The sequence below is a fragment of the Opitutia bacterium KCR 482 genome (assembly GCA_029269845.2).
GTDB lineage: Bacteria > Verrucomicrobiota > Verrucomicrobiia > Opitutales > Intestinicryptomonadaceae > Merdousia.
Genome location: CP149973.1, coordinates 484,752 through 504,426 on the forward strand (window position 1 = coordinate 484,752; position 19,675 = coordinate 504,426).

Sequence of the window (19,675 nt, forward strand, 5' to 3'; positions counted from 1 at the left end):
AGCGCGGAAAAATATTTGCAAGACTAAAACCGCCCCTACCCGCCCCAGAATGCCTGCACGAAACGATGTTAAGACACACCCCAGAAAAAAAAATGACAGTAGCCTAAAAAAATGCTTGCCATGAAAAAGCGAATCGGCAATATGGGACAAATAAAAAATTGAGGGCGATTAGCTCAGTTGGTTAGAGCGTCTGTCTTACACACAGAATGTCGCAGGTTCGAGTCCTACATCGCCCACCATTTGAAAAGCCGCAAGTTCAACAACTTGCGGCTTTTTGTTTTTCGCAAGTCGGGTCAACACCAAAGAGAGTGGATGTTAATGAAAGACGCCGCATAGCCCCCCCCTTTTTTTACCCTCCTTTTTTTACTCATTGCACAATCTTTGACGTTGAGCGGAAAATCTGCGATTACAATGAGGCGCATATGAAGCGGCTTGCAATCAAAGCCGACGATAAAAACGCCGCTTGCGCCGTCGAAAATTCGCGACGCGGTTGGGAGAATCCGCCGAAAGCTTGCGACTTTTTTATTGTTTTAATTTGCAAAAAACCGTGCGGGCGTTTCGAACGGACAGACATAAAAAAAACCGCGGTCTTTCGACTGCGGTTTTTTGTAAATTAATAGCGTGTCGGGTTGCCGATCCCGCCCATTCCGGGCAAGCCGCCCTCCCATGACGCGGGTTTTCCCCACGGAAGGTCGCCGCCGTCCGTCGCCCGCGACGGCAGGCTCTTCTTATGTTCCGTGGATTCGCAACCGACGATAAACACTGAGCACAAAGCCATTACCGCCAAAAGCAATATTTTCTTCATACGAAGTGTCTATCGAAACGGTTATGCGTTGTCGGCGGCGGGTTTTTCCGCTTCCGCTTTCGGCGTTTCCGCCGTCAATTCCAAGAGGTCGCCCTCTTCTATTGTTTCGGGAATGCCGACTTTCGGGTTAATCAGTCCGAGAGCCACGTTGTCGCGCACTTCGTTAATCACGATTTCGGAAACAAGCACGCCGTCGCGTTTAAGCTGTATTTTCTGGTACTGTTTCACGCCGTCGGCCTCGCCCTTGTTTATTACGACAATCGCGTCTTCGGGCATGGATTTCAGGACTGTCGCGATATCGCCCTTGGGGGTATAGGGAATTTTTACGACTTTCTTGACAACCTTTTTGCCGCTTGCGTCAATCTCGACGACATCGACGACTTCCGAGGCTTCGAGTGTCTTGATTTTCTTTTCGGCGTCTTCGAGAGCTTTCGATTTTGTGGCAAGCTGCGATTCTAGCGACGAAACCTTTTCCTTCAAGACGTCTGATTCGTCGTTCTTGGCGAGCAATGTCTTTGTGGAAACGATTTCGCGTTTGAGGGTTTCGATAAGCGAATCCTTCTGCGCAATCTGTTTTCTTGCCGCCGCCGCGTTTGCGTTGAGCGAGCGGATTTCCGCGTTCTTTTTGACGATTTCCGCGTTCGCCTGAACGCTCTTTGCGCGTTCGGATTCGAGTTCGGAATTCGCCTCCTGATTGCGTTGTTCCACGGTGCGCAAACGCCCCTTCAAGCCTTCGATAGACTCTTTGTTGTCGGCGATGGTTTTCAAAAGTCCGGGGACTTTCGGAGCTTTTTCGGAAAGGGTCGCTCCGGGGACGCCCTTCATGTGGTTTTCCGCCGAGCTGATTTTGCCGCGAACGTCAATCCACGCGTAAACGCAGAACGCCGCCGCCAAAAGCGCGACGATTTTGAGAGATAGGGATACTGCTTTCATTTGTTATTTCGATATTATAAATTTCCGGTCGAATCCGCTCCCCGACGCGACTTTCACGCCCGTCAACGGGTTGGATATCAAGTGAACGAGAACTTTAAATACCAATTCCGTTTCGTTTTCAAGCTTTATTTCAGCGGCAATTTCTTCCACAGACTTTTCCTGCGATTCCGAAAGCGCGGCGAGAATCTTAGCCTTGATTTCGAGGATATGTCCCGCCGCCTTTTTGCCCGCTTCGACGCCGGGTTGGTGGTATGCGTTGATGTTCACCAGCGACGCATAGAAGCCTACCGCCCTGTCGTAGAGCGCGATAAGCATGCCTACCGTCTGCGGCGAGCAGTCTTTAACCGTGAGCGTAATGCTGTCTCTGCCCTTTGCCGAAAGCGCTTCGCGCGTGCCGAGCAGGAACGCCTGCAAGTAGTCTCCCGCGGTTTCGCCCGCGGCGACTTCGGGGCTTGCGCCCTTGCGGTCGGAGAGCACTTCGATAAACGTTGCAAAAAAGTTGTTTACGCCGTCGCGCAGCTGCTGGACGTATGCGTGCTGGTCGGTAGAGCCTTTGTTGCCGTAGACCGAAATGCCCTGTTCTACTTTGTTGCCGTCGAGGTCAAGCTCTTTGCCGAGCGATTCCATGATGAGCTGTTGGAGGTATCTCGAAAGGAGGAGGAGTCTGTCTTTATAGGGCAGAATCACCATGTCTTTCAGACCCTTGCCGCCCGTGCATTTGTACCACATGAGCGCGAGCAACGCGGCGGGGTTTTTGGCGATTTTCGTTGCGCGGGTAGCCTTGTCCATCGCCGCCGCACCTGCGAGCATTTTGTCAATCTTGATGCCCTGCAATGCCGCGGGGAGCAGACCGACCGCCGCGAATTCGCTCGTTCTTCCGCCGACCCAGTCCCACATCGGGAAGAATTCGAGGAAGCCCTTTTCCTTTGCGAAATTGTAGAGTTTGCTGTTGTGCCCCGTTGTTACGACTGCGTGTTTTGCGAAGTCAAGCCCCGCCGCCTCCCAGCGGGCGATTGCTTCCATCATGCCGTTGCGGGGCTCGGGAGTGCCGCCCGATTTCGACGTCACGACTGCGAGCGTTTTGCCGAGCTTGCCGCGGAGTTTGTCGAACACGACATCGTAGCCGTCGGGGTCTGTATTGTCGAGGAAGAAGACCTGCATTTTGTCGGTGCGGGGCGAGCAAAGTGCTTCGCTTACGAACTGCGGGCCGAGAGCCGAGCCGCCGATGCCGATGCAGAGAACGTATTTGAACTTGCCGTCCGCGCCGCAGATTTCGCCCTTGTGGATTTTCTTTGCGAAGTCCTTGATTTTTTCGACGGTGCCCTTGATTTCGTTTTTGATTTCTTCGGTCGGGGCGAGGTCGGGCGTGCGGAGCCAGTAGTGCCCGACCATTCTGTTTTCGTCGGGGTTGGCGATTGCGCCCTTTTCGAGAGCCTGCATGGCCGCGAACGCGTCCTTCATTTTGCCGCTCATGGAGCTTAAATAAGCGTCGTCGAAATCGACTCTGCTGACGTCAATGCCGAAACCGAGGTTGTTCAAACCGAGGTAGTATTTCTTATAACGTTCCCAAGACATAGTTGTATTGAATTAAAATTGAAAACAAGATTATACGCGCTTGCGCTCTTGGCAATTAAATTTTGCGCAAGCGGCATAAAAAAGGCGCGCGGGTTGCGCGCCGAAGCGGAGCTTGCCGGCTATTTTTCCGCTTTTTTGAAGACTGCAACTACTATCGCCCCGTTTTTGAGCGAAACCGCGAGCGATTTCCCGCCGTTTTCGGGCGTCGCCGTCCAGCCGCCGATTCCGTCCGCATCGGCAAATTCGTAGCCGTCGGCGGGCGTGAAGACCGCCTTTGCCGAATTCAGATGCGACTGCGTTGCCACAACCGCCATTTTGCCGCCCTCGGTGTCGGTGTATGTGTAATAATCTATTTGCGGGTTCGAGCATTTTGCCATGTCGACATCGCGGAAGACGCCGTTCAATATGAGCGGGCGGAACTTGTCGCGCAGGGCGTTGATTTTTATCAGGTACTCCTTGTATTCGGGGACTGCGTCGATTGTCGCGCGGCAGCGGTAGACCGCGACGTCGCTTCTCCACGAGCGCATGAGCGAAAGGTTGTTGCGGCGCACGATGTCGCGGTTGTCGAGGATTCCCAAATTGCATGTTTTGAATTCGGGGAACGCATACTGGTACATTGGCACGAAGGGCGTAAGCGGCTTGCCGAACTTGTCTTTGCCTATTCCGTACATCGCCTCGAAGCAGTTGTGGACGTAGTCTACGCTCTTGGCGACGGGGTCGTTGACCCATTCGATGCCGATGGGCATGTCGGGCTTTTTGCTTCTGATGTATTCGCAGACTTTCGAGAACATTTCGCCCTTGCAGCCCATGATTTCCATGAACGGGACGGGGTGTCCGTGCGACTTGTCGCAGCACGGCATGCTCTCGTGTCCGATTTGGTCGTAGTAGATGCCGTCCGCGCCGAGGGCTATTGCCCTGTCGGCAAATGATTTCAGCACTTCGAACCACTCCTTTGTGTAGGGGCAGCCCGTTGCGAACATTTTGTTGCCGAACACGCGCAGAGCCGTACCGTCGCCTCCGAACGGGTAGTATTGAACGTAGGGCATGCCGTCGGCGCGTTTTATTGAAATGCGCTTGCCGACCGTCTTGTAAAACTCCGTGCCCGTGTCGATGAGCTGTCCGTTGAAGTACAGGTGGACTTTGCCGCCCATTTCCTGAACCTTGCGGATTTGCCGTTTAAGCTCGGCGTCGCCGCCCTGAGTGTCGTCCTCCGAATAGTGGGGGTTGCCCGCGTCCATGCCCTCTTTCCACCAGCCGTAGAGCCTGATTGTGTCCATGCCCGACTCTTTTGCCGAGCGGTAGATTTCGGGAATTTTCGAATACGGAAAAAGCACCTTGCCGTACTGGTGGCGCAGAATCACGCGCTGCCAGCCGTTCGAGGCGAGGAACGCCTTGCTTGCGGGAGTGTGCTTGTACCAAGTGTCTGCCCATTTGCGGTATTTTTTCGCCGAAACGCGCCAGTCGCCCGAATGCGGCGAAACCACATATTCGGGCAGCACGCGCGACTCCCCCGCGGCGAGCATGGGGTATTTCACCATGCCCAAGTCGATTTTATCGTAGTCGAAATTCGCCCCCGCGCCCTCTTTTTTATTGTAGCGGCCAAAGTGGAGGGTCTTGCCGAATTTGGGGTCGTAGTTTGCGACGTAAAGCGAGTTTTGCGGCTCGCCCACCACAAAGAAATTCATCGCAAGCTTCCCTGGGTAAAGCGCGTAGCGTTCGATTGCCTTTTCGTCGCCCGACATGTACGAAGTGTATCCCGCGCGAACCCATTTTTTGATGTCGGGAAAAAACTCTCCGCCGCAATGCGTCCAGCAGTACGAGCTGTCGGGAAGCAGATTTACGGAGCGGATTAACGGGAACTGGAATTCGCGCAGAACCTTGTCTTTCGAGGCGTTTTTGATTTCGGGGACAAACCTGATTTCGTCGCCCGAAAGCGTGCACGTGATTTTTACAGGGAATTCGCCGCCGAATGTCAGCACGACCGACTCTCCCACTTTCTCAGCCTTTGCGGGAACGTCTTTCGGCTCTACAAGCTCTTCCATCGAAAGCCCGTCCCGGTAGATTATGCGCCAGAGTCCGCCGCCGCCCGCGTACTCCCTGCCCGTTTCGAGGTTTTTCAGCGAAACGAGACCGCCGTTTTCGTCCACCGCGAACAAGACCTTGTCGTTCCTCAATTCGACCGTGCCCGCCGACGCAAGCAGGTTGCATGTCAAAATTCCCATAATTGCGTATATGTATTTCATGGTTTTCCTCTTTTTTTTAAAGTGAATTATAAACACCCCGTACCCCGTGTCAAATTCCGACTTCCGCGCGCGTTGAATGCCCGCGCTAGTTTGGTTCACTATTTTGACTTTTTCGAATTTTCCGAATCGGCTTGAAAAAAACGCGCCGACCGATTCAATGAAATCCATGAAAAGATTTTTCCCGACTCTGCTTGCCGCCGCCCTTTCCGCCTCCCCGCTTTTTGCCCGCATAGGCGAGACAAAAAACGACATGCAAAGCCGCATGCTCACAAAAACGGGCGGCGCGTATGCGTACACGTCGAAGGAGGAACGCCTGCGCGAGACGCTCGAACTTCCGTACAAGCACGTCTTTCTGCTCATGCCAAAAGACGCGCAAAACTTCTTTTTCTTCAAACGCGCCGACGCCGCAACGTCCACCGCAAGCGACGTCGTCCAACAGCACGACCTCTACGGCTGGGAGCTGCACGTCTGCTTCGACGGCGCAAACTCCGCGCTCGAAACCTACCGCCGCCACGGCGAACCGCTGTCCGTTGAGGAGCTTGCCGCGCTCTTCGACGCGCAGACCGCGGGCAAAGACGGCGTCTTCTGGCGAAGGTCGGACTTCACCGAAACGCTCAAATCGTGGCGCGTCGCAAGCCCCGAAAAAACGCCCGACGGCAAGCCGAAAAGCGTAGCCGACATTCTCCCCCAAAGCGCGTCGCGACCGATATTCGTCGAAATTCCGCAGGACGTGAAAAACTCCGCCGACTATGGACAGTCCATTCAGGCGCAAATAATGGAGTTCGAACAGCGCAACGCCTACGACGCTTACAGAAAATACGTCGCAAAACAGTCGGCGATAAGCGCGTCAAAGACCGCCCCAAGCTCGGCGGGCAAGGGCAAGAAGAACGCCGCGCCGGCGGGAAATTCAAGCGTGCGCAAGGTAAACCCGTTCGACGGCGGCACGCAAAAATACGTCGAAATAGACTCCGAATCGGGCGGCGAAACCCTCCGCACCGCCTACCTGTTGCGCGACGTTTTCTACGGCGGCTCGCTTCCGCAAACGCCCACAAAAGAGGTTCGCATTCAGATGAAAATTCCCCTGCGCCCCGACACCGCTTTCGGCTACGACTTCGAAACCTCCGACGGCAAGCTCCGCGCAAAGCTTTTCAAAAAGGGCGTGCTGTTCGTTTCGGCCAAGTTCGACTCGGAGCTTAGGAAATATATGGAGTCGCTCTACGAAAGGCAGTCCGCCGAACGCGCCGAAAGCGCGAGGGAGTCCACCCTTAAATTCTGACGCTTTCCGCCGACGCCCGCGCAAACATACCCGCGCTATTTCAGACGCTGAGGCTCTCCACGCATCCGCAAAACGCACTCTGAGGGAAACGCAAAACCGCGGCATCGACACTCCGCAGGCGTTTCGGGCGGCGGGCGTTTGCGCCGATTTAAGTCGGCGTAATTTTTTGCGATACGGTGTGATATGAACAGAGAAAAAAGCATCGAATTGTTGAATAAGGCCGTCGCCGAAGAACTGCTCTCCACCGAGCAATACCTGTATTTCCACTTCCACTGCGCAGACAAGGGCTTCATGCCGCTTGCCGACATTTTCATGCGCATTTCAATCGTCGAGATGAAGCACATCGACGCCCTCGCGGAGCGCATTCTGTTCCTGAAAGGCGACGTCGATATGGTGCCGTCGGGCACGGTGAAAAAAATCCGCGATGTTTCCGAAATGCTCAAATTCTCGTGCAAGCTCGAAGAGGGAAGCATTGCCGACTACAACAAATGGGCGAACGAGGCAAGCCAGCTCGCCGACAGCGCGACGAAAACGCTTTTCGAAAGGCTCATTTCCGCCGAGGAGGAACACCTCGACATTTTCGACACCGAGCTTGGCAACCTCGAAACTTTCGGCGACGGATACCTTTCCTTGCAGGCAATCAGCCACTCGAAAGAGGCGGCAAAGGGCAGTGTAAACAAATAGCGCGTCGGACGCATGGCGGCGCAACGCGCGGTTTCCCCGCTCAAAAATCTTCCGAGCGCAAAAAAATCGGGCTTTGAAATAAAGCCCGATTTTTTGCGTCCGCGCCGCCCTACTCGTTTATCTGCGGCTTGTATTCGGGAACGTACTCCAAAATAAAGCGTTTCAAATCGTTGCTGCTGCGCTTGTCGGCTGTCGCCAAAATTTCGTCGATTACCCCCTGCATTCTTTCGAACGACGGCGGCTCGGACACGAAGCCGAATATGCGCGGGTGCTCGGTTTTGACGAGCGTCTCGTTTTTGTGCTGCAACTCTTCGTAGAGCTTTTCCCCCGAACGCAGGCCTATGAATTCTATTTTTATGTCGACGTCGGGCTCGTAGCCGCTCAGGCGTATCATTTGCCGCGCCAAGTCTACCACTTTAACGGGTTCGCCCATGTCGAGCACGAAAATCTCGCCGCCGACCGCCTGCGCGCCGCATTGGAGCACAAGCCCCACGGCTTCGGGAATCGTCATGAAATATCTTGTTACTTCGGGGTGGGTTACGGTGACAGGGCCGCCCTCGGCAATCTGGCGTTTGAACGTGGGAATCACGCTGCCCGACGAGCCGAGCACGTTGCCGAAGCGCACCGCCACAAACTGCGTCTTATTGCCCGCCGAATTTTGAACCGCCTGAACCGCCTTTTCGGCGAGGCGTTTTGTTGCGCCCATCACGTTTGTGGGGTTGATTGCCTTGTCTGTCGAAATCAGCAGGAATTTTTCAACCCCGTATTTGCTTGCAATCCGCGCGATGTTCCAAGTGCCGAAAGTGTTGTTTTTCAGCGCCTCGCCCGGTTGCGACTCCATCATCGGAACGTGTTTGTGGGCGGCGGCGTGGAAAATAAGCTCCGGCTTGTAGAACGAAATTATGCGCTCCATGCGCTTTTCGTCGGCGACGCTTCCGACAAGCGGCTTGATGTTTATACCGTAGCCGCCGCGCAGAATTTTCTGCTCTACCTGAAAGAGCTGGACTTCGCAGTGGTCGAGCATAATCAGAAGCGACGGCGATTTCGACGCAATCTGCTTGCAAAGCTCGCTTCCGATACTGCCGCCCGCGCCCGTCACCATGACGACCCTGTTTTTTATCATGCCGTCAATCGCGTGCGAATCGAGGGTTATTTGCTCGCGCCCCAAGATGTCCTCGATTGCGACTTCGCGGTAGTTCGAAATTTTTGCGTAGCCCGACGCAAGTTCGAAGTACGACGGCACAATGCTCGTTTCCACTCCCGCCTTCGAAAAATCCGCGGTGATTTCGGCGATTTTCCCTTTCGGGAGGTTCGAGATTGCGATTATCGCGCGGTCGAGCTTGTAGTGCTTCGCGAGGGTATCGAAGTTGGTCTTCAACGCAGCCACTTCCAAGCCCAGAATCTGGCAGCCTATTTTCTGCTTGTCGTCGTCCAAAAACACGACGGGGTTTATGCCCATGCGTTTGCGCGAAAGAAGGTCGGAGGCAAGCGACGTGCCCAAGTCTCCCGCGCCGATTATAGCCACGCGCTCGTGCTTTACCGCGTGCACTCTGTCGCGCATATAGCGCTCCCTGCACATGCGCAGGAAGAGCCTGAACGACGTGCAGAGAACCACCGACAGCACGAAGTCCGCAAGAATCACGCCGCGCGGGAAAATTATGCCGCTAAACGCCAGCCAATTCAGAAAAAACAGCACGGTTGAGGCAATCAGCATCGACCAGAATATGCGCACCACGTCGGGCATATGGAAGAAGCTCAGCAGTCCCCTGAACTGTCCGAAAACCGCGAGACAGCAGATTTTAAGCGGAAGCACCAGCAGGTACAAATCGAGAATGTTATACCTGCCGATTGAGGCGAAATTGAAGTCGAAGCGCAGCAGGAACGACACGAGCAGCGACACGAACGTAATCGCCGAATACACCAGCGACACCAGCGCGGTTCTCACGCTCACGCAACCCGAAACGAAGCCCGCAAATTTTTTTATAAATTTTTTCATATACCACAACGGCGGACGCCATGCGTCGCGCGTTTTGCGCGTCCGCAATGCCGCATTTTTGCGCCCGATTCCAACGCCAATCGCGCTTTTTTGCAAGTTAATTATTAAGCGTTCGCGCCCTCGGCTTCGGCGATTTTTGCGGCGGCGGACTCCCACTCGGCGTAGAGGGAGTCTATCTTTGCCTTCAACGCGTTGTAGCTTTCGGTTATCGACGAACACTGCGCGCCCTTTTTGAAGAAGTCGGGCGACGACATTTCAAGCTCTATCTGCGCCAAGTCGGACTCCGCCGACGAAATCGCCGCCTCTATTTTAGCCGCCTCCTTTTTGAGTTTGGATACGGCTTCGCGGCGTTTCGCCGCCTCGACGCGCCGTTCTTTTGCGTCGGAAATTTTCGCGTTTTTTTTAGCCGACTGCCGCAAAACTATTTTGCCCTCGTTTTTTATCCGCTCTACGTAGTCGCTCAAATTGCCGACAAACGAGCGCAGACCGTTCGGAGAAAGCTCCAGCACCCTGTCGACCACGGGGTCGAGGAACGCCCTGTCGTGGCTGACTATAAGGTATGTTCCGCGGTAGGAGGCAAGCGCCTTTTGCAGGACGGCTTTCGAGTTCATGTCGAGGTGGTTGGTAGGCTCGTCGAGAATCAGAAAGTTGAAGTCTTTCAAAAGCATTTTCGCCAGAGCCAAGCGGTTTTTCTCGCCGCCCGACAGAATTCCGACGCCTTTGAGGACGTCGTTTCCAGAAAACAGAAACGCGCCCAAAAGGCTTCTGACCTCGCCCTTGCGCTCCATGGGGGCGGCGTTCATAGCCTCGGTCAAAACGTCGTTTGTCGGGTCAAGCTCGTCCGACTGGTGCTGGGCGAAGTACGACATCTCTACATTCAGCCCAAGCTCTACTTTGCCCGCGTCGGCCGCAAGCCCGCCCGCGATTATCTTGACGAGCGTGCTCTTGCCCGCTCCGTTTACGCCCACAAGAGCGACGCGCTCGCCGCGCTCTATTTTAAACGAAATGTTGTCGAGCACCCTGTGTTCGCCGAAAGACTTGCACACGCCCTCGACGTCGAGCACAACCTGCCCGCAACGCTTTGGCTCCGGAAAGGCGAAACTTATCTGCGAGTTGTCCTCCTCCTCCGCCTCTATGCGCTCCACTTTGTCGAGAGCCTTTATGCGGCTTTGCACCTGCGCCGCCTTGGAGCTTTTGTACCTGAACCGCTCGATGAACCGCTCGGTCTTTTCTATCGACTTGCGCTGGTTTTCGGCGGCGCGCGCAATTTGGTTTCGGCGCGCCTCCGACTCTTTCAGGTAGAATTCGTAGTTGCCCGCGTAGATGTCTATCCTGCCCTTGACGACGTGGAATGTGCGGTTTGTGAGCGCGTCGAGAAAAGCCCTGTCGTGGCTGACGATTATAACCGAACCCGAATAGCCGCGCAGATAGTCTTCAAGCCACGCGATTGATTCGATGTCGAGGTGGTTGGTGGGTTCGTCGAGCATGAGCAGGGTCGGCTCCTGCAAAAGGAGCTTCGCGAGGGCGATGCGCATCTGCCAGCCGCCCGAAAACTCGCAGCACGGGCGCGGCATGTCGGACATTTTGAAGCCCAAGCCCTGCAAAACCGTCTCCACGCGCGAGCGCACTTTCGACTCCTCCGCGTCTTCGAGCTTGTGGGCAATCTCGCCCATTTCCTCCACGGCGTCGGCGTATTCGCGCGAAGACGCGGCGGCAGCGGCGATTATCGAGTCTACCTCCGCCATTCTCGCGCGAAGCTCCACGACCTTCCCGAACGCCGACTCAACCTCGTCGAAAAGCGGGCGGCTGCCCACCACTATCGCGTCCTGCGGAAGATAGCCGACCGTCGCGTACTTGGGCTTTGCGATTTCGCCCGCGTCGGGGTGCTCCAAGCCGCAGAGGATTTTCAGGAGCGTGCTCTTGCCCGCTCCGTTCGAGCCTACAAGCCCGATTCTGTCGCCCTTGTTTATGACCGCGTTTGCGCCGCCGAAAATCGTCCGCGCCCCGAATGCAAGCTCTATGTTCCGTAGTTCAATCATCGCATAAAAAACGCGCCCGCCGCAAACGCGGCGGGACGCCGAAACAAAATGCGGAATTTACAGCGACTCCGTCGAAAGGAAACGCCTGTCGACAGCCTGCGCCCCCACAATCACGCTTGTGCCGAATATCTCGTTGACCGACGCCCCGCGCGAAATTTCCGCAACGGGCTTTGTCAGCCCCGTAAGCACACGGCCGTAGCAGTTGACGGTGGAAACAACCTGCAACATGCTCGAGGCAATGTTGCCCGAATTGAGGTCGGGGAAAATCAGCACGTTCGCGCGGCCGGCAACGGAACTGTGGATCCCCTTCAAGTCGGCGACTTCGCGTTTGAGGGCGGCGTCTACTTGAAGCTCGCCGTCGATGTCTATTGCGATGTCGCAAGTCTTCGCCTTCTCGTGCGCGAGCGACGTCGCCGATTTTACCTTCAAAACCGAATGCTGTGTTGACGATGGCGTTTTCGAAGTATACGCAAGCATTGCAACGCGCGGAGTTTCGAGGGTGAGGTGGTTCACGAGAATCGCGGTCGTTATCGCGATGTCGCAGAGCTGCGGCTCTGTGGGTTCCGGAATTACGCCGCAATCGGCAAGGAAAAGGTCGCCGTTAATGCCAAGTTCGGGGTTTTCGGTGGAAACCACCATCAGCGAACTCGCCGTGCCGAAACCCTTTTGGAGCGGGATTATCTGCAAGACTGGGCGCAACACGCCAGAGGTCGCGACGGTCGCGCCCGCAACCATGGCGTCGGCGCGTCCGGTCGCAAGCATGAGGGTTGCAAAATAGTTGGGTTGAAGCGCCATCGCATTGATTTCCTGCGAATCGAAACTGCGGAACTTCGGCAAGCCGTGGAGGAGCTTCATGAGCGCAACGGAGTCGTCCGCCGAAACGGGGTCGATAATCTTGATGCCGTCCAAACGGATGTCCAAAGACTTGGCGATGTCTTCAATCTTCTGCTTTTCGCCGATGATAATCGGCACGCCCAACTTGCGCGTTGCAAACTGGCGCGCAGCCTGAATTACGCGCGGGTCGGTGCCGTCGGGATAGACAATTCTCTTGGGGTGGTTCTGCAACCGTGCGGAAAGTTTTTTTACCAGTGCCATATCTCTATAATTTACTTGTTTCCCCCCATTACATCATTTTCACACAGTATAGTCAAGCCCCAAGCAGGCTGCAGCCTGCACGGCGTCGGAGCTTCGGGCGCAAGGTGCGCCTCCCTGCGGAGCTTCGCTCCTTTCTGTTATTATGCGCGGCAAGTTACTTGCCGCTTTTCTCGGTTAGCCCGTATTGGCTTCGCCAATTACTGGCGTTGGGATATGCGATTATTTTTTAAGAAACTAATTTAAATAGACGCGCTTTGCGCGGATAAAAAAAGTAAAAGCGAAAATCCGCAAACGCAGATTCTCCGCCTACCGACCCACCCCGCTTTTATCCCAAAACAACCTAAAAATCTTTGTGCGTTAGCACTGTAATTTTAGGGGCGTTAGAGTGCCGTTCAGGCGGTGGCTTTCCCGCGATTGCGGGGTGCGTGGCGTACGCGGCTATCCGCAAACATTAGTCGGCTCGCTAAACGCCCTACCCAACTTTTATCCCAAAGCCCCCTAAAAACTTCGTGCGTTAGCACTCTAATTTTAGGGGCGTCAAAATGCCCCTATAAGAGTGGCTTTGCGAGTGGCTCAGGGTGCGTGGCGTACTGACGTACGCGAGCAGTCTGAGACACTCGTGAAACGCTCTTAGAGGGGTATTTTCACGCCCCGTACAGTTCGTAGGTTGAGGGGTCTATGCTTTCCAAGAAGCGGCTTGCCTGTCGCATTTCGAAATTGCCTCCCACCGCGCTTACCCTCGGGTACGAAATTATCAGCAAATCCATCGCCCGCGTCGATGCCACATAAAACAGCCTGCGCTCCTCCTCGACGTCGCCGTCGTCTATGCTGCGCTGGGTCGGGAAAAGCCCCTCCGCCGCGCCGATTACGAACACCACCGGAAACTCCAAGCCCTTTGCCTGATGGACTGTCATCAGCCTTACGCGCCCGCCGACTTCGGACTCGCGCCCCTCGGCGTCGCTGATTTCGAGAGCCACGCTTGCGAGAAAATCGTCGAAGTCGTCGAATTTCGAGGCGTACTCGAAGAGCGCGTCGAAGTCCGCCGCGCGTTCCTCCCAGTCTTCGTAAAGGGTCTTCATGGCGTCGCGATACCAGCCGCCGCACGCGCATTTGATGATTGCCTTGGGCGAAAAATCCGCCTCCGTCGTATTTTCGGCGGCTGGGTCGGCGGGGGCTCCGCGTTCGGACGCGTGCGCCATGTCGGCGAAAAAGTCGGTCTGGACTGGGATTTTTTCCGCGGAGTCCGCCTCGGCGTGTTTTTCGGAACGCTTTGCGAGTTCCACAAGCCCGCCGAGTTTTTCGATGTCGGCGGCGGCGGCTTCGAACATCTGCTTTGCCGCGGCGGGGACTTTTGCGAGCACCTTTTTGTCGGAGAGAACGCGCCACTCCGGAAGCGATTTCGACGCGGCGACTTCGCGGATTTTTTCGAAAATCTTGAACGCGGTTTTGTCGCCGATTTTCGGCATGAAGCGGCAGAAGCGCAGGAACGAAACGTTGTCCTTGGGGTTTGCGACGAATTTTATCTGCGAAACGATGTCCTTGACGTGCGCCTGTTCGAAAAATTTTACGCCGCTTGTCATCACGAACGGAATTTTTGCGTATTGGAGCTGCAACTGCAAGTCCATCGCCTGAAAGTGCGAGCGGTAGAGAACGGCGATGTCGTCGTACCCGTAGCGTCCGCCCGACTCTATCTCGGCGATTGCCCGCGCCACGTTCCGCCCCTGCGACGCGCCGTCCATTGCGGGCATTACGCGCGGCTTGAAGTTGCCGTCGCGGGCGGGAACGAGCGTTTTTTTGAACTCCTCGTCGTCAAGCTCCATGCCGTCGAGTATTTTGTTTGCAAAGTTCAGAATCTGCGGCGAGCTGCGGTAGTTGCGCTCTATCTTGTAGATGTAGGCGGCGGGATAGCGTTCGCGGAAGCGGAGAATGTTGTCGATTTCCGCGCCGCGCCAAGAGTAGATGCACTGGGCGTCGTCGCCGACCGCGCTTATGTTCCCGCGAGAGGCAAGCAGGTCGAGAATGTCGGACTGCAACTTGTTCGTATCCTGAAATTCATCGACGAGAATGTTCCCGAACCTGTCGGAATATTTTTTCAGAATGTCGGGGTTTTCGGAAAGCAGTTTGAGCCAGAGTTCGAGAAGGTCGTCGAAGTCGCAGTTGTTTGCGGCGCGTTTTTCCGCCTCGTAGGCGCGGGCTATTTCGGCGATTTGCGACGCCGGCGTTTCAATCCAGTCGAACCTGTACGCCATGGCGGTCTGGATTGTGGAGCGCGTGTTTCGCGCGTAGCTTATGATTTCGCGCAAAAGTTTTGAGCGCGGGTTGTCCTTGTTCGAAAAGAAATGCGGGTACGACTCCTCTACCGCCTTTTTTATCACTTTGTCCGAATCCTCGGTGTCCAAAATCCCGAAGTTGGGTTCAAGCCCGAGAGCGCCGCCTTCGATGCGCAAAAACCTGTTGCCTATCGAGTGGAACGTGCCGCCCCAGAACGAACGCGCGGGATAGCCCGCCAGCGACTCTATCCGCGCGAGCATTTGGTTTGCCGCCTTGTTCGTGAACGTGAGCAGAAGAATGTCGCGCGGGCGGAATCCGCATTCGGAAATTAGCCACGCCACGCGGTATGTTAGCGTGCGCGTCTTCCCCGACCCCGCCCCCGCGAGCACGAGCGCGGGACGGTCGGGCGGCGAAGTCACGGCGGCGTACTGGTCGGAATTGAGTTCGGCGTTGAAGTCGATTTTTTCCACGTTTGTTTTCCGAAAAAAAATTTCGCGCCGAGCGCAAAACCTGCGGCGGCGCGGTCGAAGATTCGTAGCTTCCCGAAGTTTAAAGTTTCGCCAAATAGCGGAGCGCGGCGAAGTAGCCCTCGCGCCCCAAGCCGCAAATTTGGGCTTCGCAGACGGGCGCGGTCAGCGATGTGTGCCTGAACTCCTCGCGCTTGTGGACGTTCGAAATGTGCACCTCGACAAACTTCATGCCCGACCCCGCCATGCTGTCGCGAAGCGCGACGCTCGTATGCGTAAACGCCGCGGGATTGATGATTGCAAGCTTTACGCCGGCGTCGGCAAGCTCCGCGATTTTGTCGATAATCGCGCCCTCGTGGTTCGACTGGAACGGGATTATTTCCACGCCGAGCTTTTCGGCTTCGGCCGCGAGCGATTCCGTCAGGTCCGCCAAAGTTTCGCTGCCGTAGATTTGCGGCTCGCGCCTGCCGAGCCTGTCCAAGTTTGCGCCGTTGATTACCGCTATTTTTTTCATGCCCGCATTTTGACGGTTTCGCGTCCGAAAAACAAGGTGAAAATTACAGCGGGTTCTGCATTTCGATAAAACTGCATTTCAGCCCGAACTTTTCCGCCACAAGCTCGCCGAGAGCCGCCGCGCCGAAACGCTCGGTTGCATAGTGCCCGCAGGGGTAGAGGTTGAGGCGCATTTCCTGAGCCATTGTAAAATGCCGCTGGCGAAGCTCTCCGCAAACGAGGGTGTCGATTCCGATTTCGCGCAGATGCGGAACGGCGTCGCCGCAACTGCCCGAACAAATCGCGATTCTTTCGGGGTTCGCCGAGCCGAACGCGATTTCCTTGTAGGTGTTCGGAAAAAGCCCAGCAAGCTTCGAAGCAAGCTCGGCGCGTCCGCCCTTCGGGGCTTCCGCAACCACGCCGATTTTCGCGCCCTCGCATTCGAAGCACCTGTCAACAATCTTCAAGCCCAGAGCGCGGGCAATCAGCACGTTGTTGCCTACGGTGTCGTGCGCGTCGAGCGGCAGGTGGACCGAGTATACAGCGATGTCGCCGTCGATAAGCGTTTTGACTTTCTCGTAGACGCCGCCCACGACGGGTTCGGGCGGATTCCAGAACAGCCCGTGGTGGACAATAAGCAGGTTCGCGCCGAGGTGCGCGGCTATGCCGATTTCCGCGCCGCCCGCGTCGACGGCGGCGGCGATGCGCGTTATGTTGCCGCTGTTTTCGAATTGAAGCCCGTTGTGCGCGGGGGGAAAATCGCGCATTTTTGAGACGCCGCAGAATTCGTCGAGAAATTCCACGACTTCCGAAAGTTTTACATTTTTAACCATTGCATTCCCTTTCTTTTTGCGCAAATCCGCGCCCGTAATTGTTGAAAACCGTTGCGGCAAAACTCCGCGGAAAATCCGCCCAGACGTCCGCCGGCAATCTCACCCGACACTACGGCGCGCGCCCCGAAACGGCTCGGAAGTTTTTACGACACCCGCGCGGGCTTGCGCAAGAAAAATATTAAAACGGGTGTCCGCGCTATCCGATTTTATCCAGAGCGGATTCGCGCTCGAAGAGCGTCGGGTGCGAGTAGTAGAACGCGCTGTACGCGGGGTGCGGGGTAAGGTTGCCGAGATTCTTTTTGTGGAGTTTGCGCAGCGCCGACTTCAAATTCTCCGCGCCGCAAAGCTTTGCCGAAAACGCGTCGGCCTCGTACTCGTTCGCGCGCGAAAACGCGTTCAGCAGCGGCGTGAGCCAGAACGTGAACAGCCCCGCGAACATCGAAAACATCAGCAGCACCGGCCCGAAGCCCGTCGCCTCGCAGAATCCGAAGCCGAGGTAGAACCACTCGCTTTCCGAAAGCCAGCCCATGACAAAAAACGTCGCAAACGTCATCGCAAAATTCATCGCCATCATTTTCAGAATGTGCCCGCGCTTGTAGTGCCCTATTTCGTGCGCCAAGACCGCCTCGATTTCGGGAACGGTGAGCTGCTCCACGAGCGTGTCGAAAAGCACTATTCTGCGGAAGCGTCCGAAGCCCGTGAAAAACGCGTTCGAATGCGAGCTGCGCTTGCTGCCGTCCATGACCTGAATCGCGCTCGTGTGGAAGCCGCCGCGGTCGGCAACGCCGAGCAGCGCGGTTTTCAGTTCGCCGTCGGGCAGGTCTTCGAGCTTGTTGAAAAGCGGCATCACGAAGCGCGGGTAGACCACAATCATCACAACCTGAAACGCCGCAACCGCGAAGAAGCCCCAGAGCCACCATGTGCTTTTGAATGCCTCGGAAAACCACAGAATCAGCGTAAGAATCGGCGCGCCGAGGACAAGCCCCACGAGCAGGCTTTTGATTTTGTCGGCAATCCAAAGCCGCAGCGTGCTTTTGTTGAAACCGTATTCCTGCTCTATGACAAACTGGGAGTACAGCTCGAACGGAATGTCGGGAATCGACAGCACGACCGACATCAGAATCAGCGTGATTGCCTGCCCCCAGACGCTCGCGCCGAACGCGTCTATGCCGATGTCGAAGAGCGTCGGGATAATCCACAGCGAAAGCAGCAGGGCGAGGAAAATCGAGTTGCAGGTGTTTTCGAAAATTCCGAAGCGCGTTTTGTCTATCGTGTACGCCGCCGCCTTTTTGTAGGTGTCGGAGTCCATGAACGACGCGAACGCCTGCGGCACCGCACCCGCGTGTTCGCGGACGCTGCGCATGTTCAGAATGTCGAGCCGCACCACCGCGGCGTATTTCACCGCGAGCAGCGCAAGCAGCACGATTACGGGAATTGTCATGCCCTACTTTATCAGTTTTTTGAGGATTTCCAAAACCATCGCGGGGTTCGCCTTGCCCTTCGACGCCTTCATGACTGGCCCGACAAGCGCGTTTATCGCCTTTTCGTTGCCCGCCTTGAACTGGTCGATTGCCTTTTGGTTGCCCGCCATGGCGTCGAGGCAGAATTTTTCAAGCTCGTCGGAATTGCTGTTTTGTTTGAGTCCGCACTTTTCGACGATTGCGTCGGCGGATTCGCCCGAAGCGCACATTTCCACGAACACTTCCTTCGCCATCTGCTTCGAGATTACGCCGCTGTCCACAATCTTGACAAGCGACGCCAAATTTTCGGGCGAAAGCTTGCATTTCGCCAGTTTCTCTGCGGTCGAGACGTGGACTGCCGCGGCTTCGGGTTCTCCGAATTCGTCGGACTGTTTTGCCGATTCCTCGCTTGCGGAAAGCTCGCGGAGAAGGTCGTTGACGAGCATGTTGGCGATTGCCTTCGGATTTTTCGGGTAGGCGGCGACCGCCTTTTCGAAATAGCCGCAGAGCGCGGGGTCGGGACACATGACGGAGGTCGCCGAGTACGGGAGGGCGAAGTCTTTCATATACCTGCGCTGGCGGTCGAAGGGACGTTCGGGCAGTTTTGCGCGGATTGAGTCGAGCAGTTCCGCCGAAATTTTGCACGGCATAAGGTCGGGATCGGGGAAGTAGCGGTAGTCGTGCGCGTCCTCCTTCGAGCGCATCGACTGCGTGATTCCGAGCTGCGCGTCGTAGCGGCGCGTTTCCTGCACAATCGGAATGCCCTTTGTTATGCAGTCTATCTGGCGGCGGATTTCGTAGTCTATGCAGTTGCGGACGTGCGAGGTCGAGTTGATGTTTTTCATCTCGACTTTCACCCCGAATTTTTCGCTTCCGACGGGGCGAATCGACACGTTGACGTCGCAGCGCATCTGCCCCTTTTCCATGTCGCAGTCGGAAATACCCGCGGCGGAAATCGTGTTGCGCAGCGACGTGAGGTACGCGAAAACTTCGTCCGACGAGTGCATGTCGGGCTCGGAAACGATTTCCATGAGCGGCGTGCCCGCGCGGTTGTAGTCTACAAGCGAGTCGTGCGCGAAGTGCGTAAGTTTGCCGACGTCCTCCTCCAAGTGGATTCGCGTAAGCTTCACGAGCCTGTGCTCGCCCATTTCGGCGCGGTTCGCCGCGGGAAGCTCTATCTCGACATTGCCGCCGAGGCAGAGGGGCTGGTCGTACTGCGAGAGCTGGTAGTTCTTGGGGCTGTCCGGGTAGAAATAATTTTTTCTATCCCATTTTGTGATTTCGGGAATTTCGCAGCCGAGCATAAGCCCAAGCTCTATCGTCTTGCGGATAGCCTCGAAATTGAGCACGGGGAGCACCCCCGGTAGCGCCCACACGACCGCGTCGGTAAGCGTGTTCGGCGGCTCGGCGAACCTGTGCGCCACCGACGTGAACATCTTGCTGCGCGTCTTGATTTGGACGTGCGTTTCCAGACCGATTACTGCTTCGTATTGAACTTCGGACATT

14 protein-coding genes and 1 tRNA gene are annotated in these 19,675 nt (G+C 55.9%); 3 read left to right on the forward strand and 12 right to left on the reverse strand.

Features of this window, described 5'->3' with window-relative positions:
- Positions 1 to 162: 162 nt before the first annotated feature.
- Positions 163 to 239, forward strand: a tRNA-Val gene (locus P3B99_001980).
- Positions 240 to 613: 374 nt separating this feature from the next.
- Here P3B99_001980 and P3B99_001985 read toward each other — a convergent pair.
- The 4 genes from P3B99_001985 to P3B99_002000 form a co-directional block, all read right to left on the reverse strand.
- On the reverse strand, positions 614 to 805 hold the full coding sequence (locus P3B99_001985) for a hypothetical protein (protein ID WYJ07897.1): 192 nt from the start codon (positions 803 to 805) through the stop codon (positions 614 to 616).
- Positions 806 to 826: 21 nt separating this feature from the next.
- Entirely contained in the window at positions 827 to 1,738 is a 912-nt protein-coding gene (locus P3B99_001990; GenBank protein ID WYJ07898.1) for a hypothetical protein, read from the reverse strand.
- Positions 1,739 to 1,741: 3 nt separating this feature from the next.
- Entirely contained in the window at positions 1,742 to 3,313 is a 1,572-nt protein-coding gene (locus P3B99_001995) for a glucose-6-phosphate isomerase (GenBank protein ID WYJ07899.1), read from the reverse strand.
- A 119-nt stretch (positions 3,314 to 3,432) separates the two neighbouring features.
- Positions 3,433 to 5,556, reverse strand: a complete 2,124-nt coding sequence (locus P3B99_002000; GenBank protein ID WYJ07900.1) for a DUF6259 domain-containing protein — start codon at positions 5,554 to 5,556, stop codon at positions 3,433 to 3,435.
- A gap of 166 nt (positions 5,557 to 5,722) precedes the next feature.
- On the opposite strand from P3B99_002000, the gene P3B99_002005 reads away from it, so the two are divergent.
- Together P3B99_002005 and P3B99_002010 are read left to right on the forward strand one after the other, a co-directional pair.
- Positions 5,723 to 6,832 (forward strand): hypothetical protein, encoded by a 1,110-nt coding sequence (locus P3B99_002005; protein ID WYJ07901.1) that lies wholly within the window; start codon positions 5,723 to 5,725, stop codon positions 6,830 to 6,832.
- Between the two features lie 183 nt (positions 6,833 to 7,015).
- Positions 7,016 to 7,516, forward strand: coding sequence for a ferritin-like domain-containing protein (locus P3B99_002010; GenBank protein ID WYJ07902.1), 501 nt, complete (start codon positions 7,016 to 7,018; stop codon positions 7,514 to 7,516).
- Positions 7,517 to 7,625: 109 nt separating this feature from the next.
- Here the strand turns inward: P3B99_002010 and P3B99_002015 are convergent, their stop codons facing one another.
- The 8 genes from P3B99_002015 to gatB all read right to left on the reverse strand — a co-directional run bounded on the left by P3B99_002015 (position 7,626) and on the right by gatB (position 19,674).
- Positions 7,626 to 9,512: a nucleoside-diphosphate sugar epimerase/dehydratase gene (locus P3B99_002015; protein WYJ07903.1), complete on the reverse strand. Its 1,887-nt coding sequence runs from the start codon at positions 9,510 to 9,512 to the stop codon at positions 7,626 to 7,628.
- A gap of 104 nt (positions 9,513 to 9,616) precedes the next feature.
- Positions 9,617 to 11,551 (reverse strand): ABC-F family ATP-binding cassette domain-containing protein, encoded by a 1,935-nt coding sequence (locus P3B99_002020; protein ID WYJ07904.1) that lies wholly within the window; start codon positions 11,549 to 11,551, stop codon positions 9,617 to 9,619.
- A gap of 57 nt (positions 11,552 to 11,608) precedes the next feature.
- Positions 11,609 to 12,646, reverse strand: a complete 1,038-nt coding sequence (locus P3B99_002025) for a phosphate acyltransferase (GenBank protein WYJ07905.1) — start codon at positions 12,644 to 12,646, stop codon at positions 11,609 to 11,611.
- Positions 12,647 to 13,290: 644 nt separating this feature from the next.
- Positions 13,291 to 15,387, reverse strand: coding sequence for an ATP-dependent helicase (locus P3B99_002030; GenBank protein ID WYJ07906.1), 2,097 nt, complete (start codon positions 15,385 to 15,387; stop codon positions 13,291 to 13,293).
- A gap of 79 nt (positions 15,388 to 15,466) precedes the next feature.
- A complete protein-coding gene (gene aroQ, locus P3B99_002035) occupies positions 15,467 to 15,898 on the reverse strand; it encodes a type II 3-dehydroquinate dehydratase (protein WYJ07907.1) in 432 nt (143 codons plus the stop codon).
- 43 nt (positions 15,899 to 15,941) lie between these two features.
- The gene (locus P3B99_002040) at positions 15,942 to 16,709 is read right to left on the reverse strand and encodes a Nif3-like dinuclear metal center hexameric protein (protein ID WYJ07908.1); all 768 of its coding nucleotides are present in this window, start codon (positions 16,707 to 16,709) and stop codon (positions 15,942 to 15,944) included.
- Between the two features lie 196 nt (positions 16,710 to 16,905).
- On the reverse strand, positions 16,906 to 18,150 hold the full coding sequence (locus P3B99_002045) for a M48 family metallopeptidase (GenBank protein WYJ07909.1): 1,245 nt from the start codon (positions 18,148 to 18,150) through the stop codon (positions 16,906 to 16,908).
- Positions 18,151 to 18,153: 3 nt separating this feature from the next.
- Positions 18,154 to 19,674: an Asp-tRNA(Asn)/Glu-tRNA(Gln) amidotransferase subunit GatB gene (gene gatB, locus P3B99_002050; GenBank protein ID WYJ07910.1), complete on the reverse strand. Its 1,521-nt coding sequence runs from the start codon at positions 19,672 to 19,674 to the stop codon at positions 18,154 to 18,156.
- Position 19,675 lies beyond the last annotated feature (1 nt).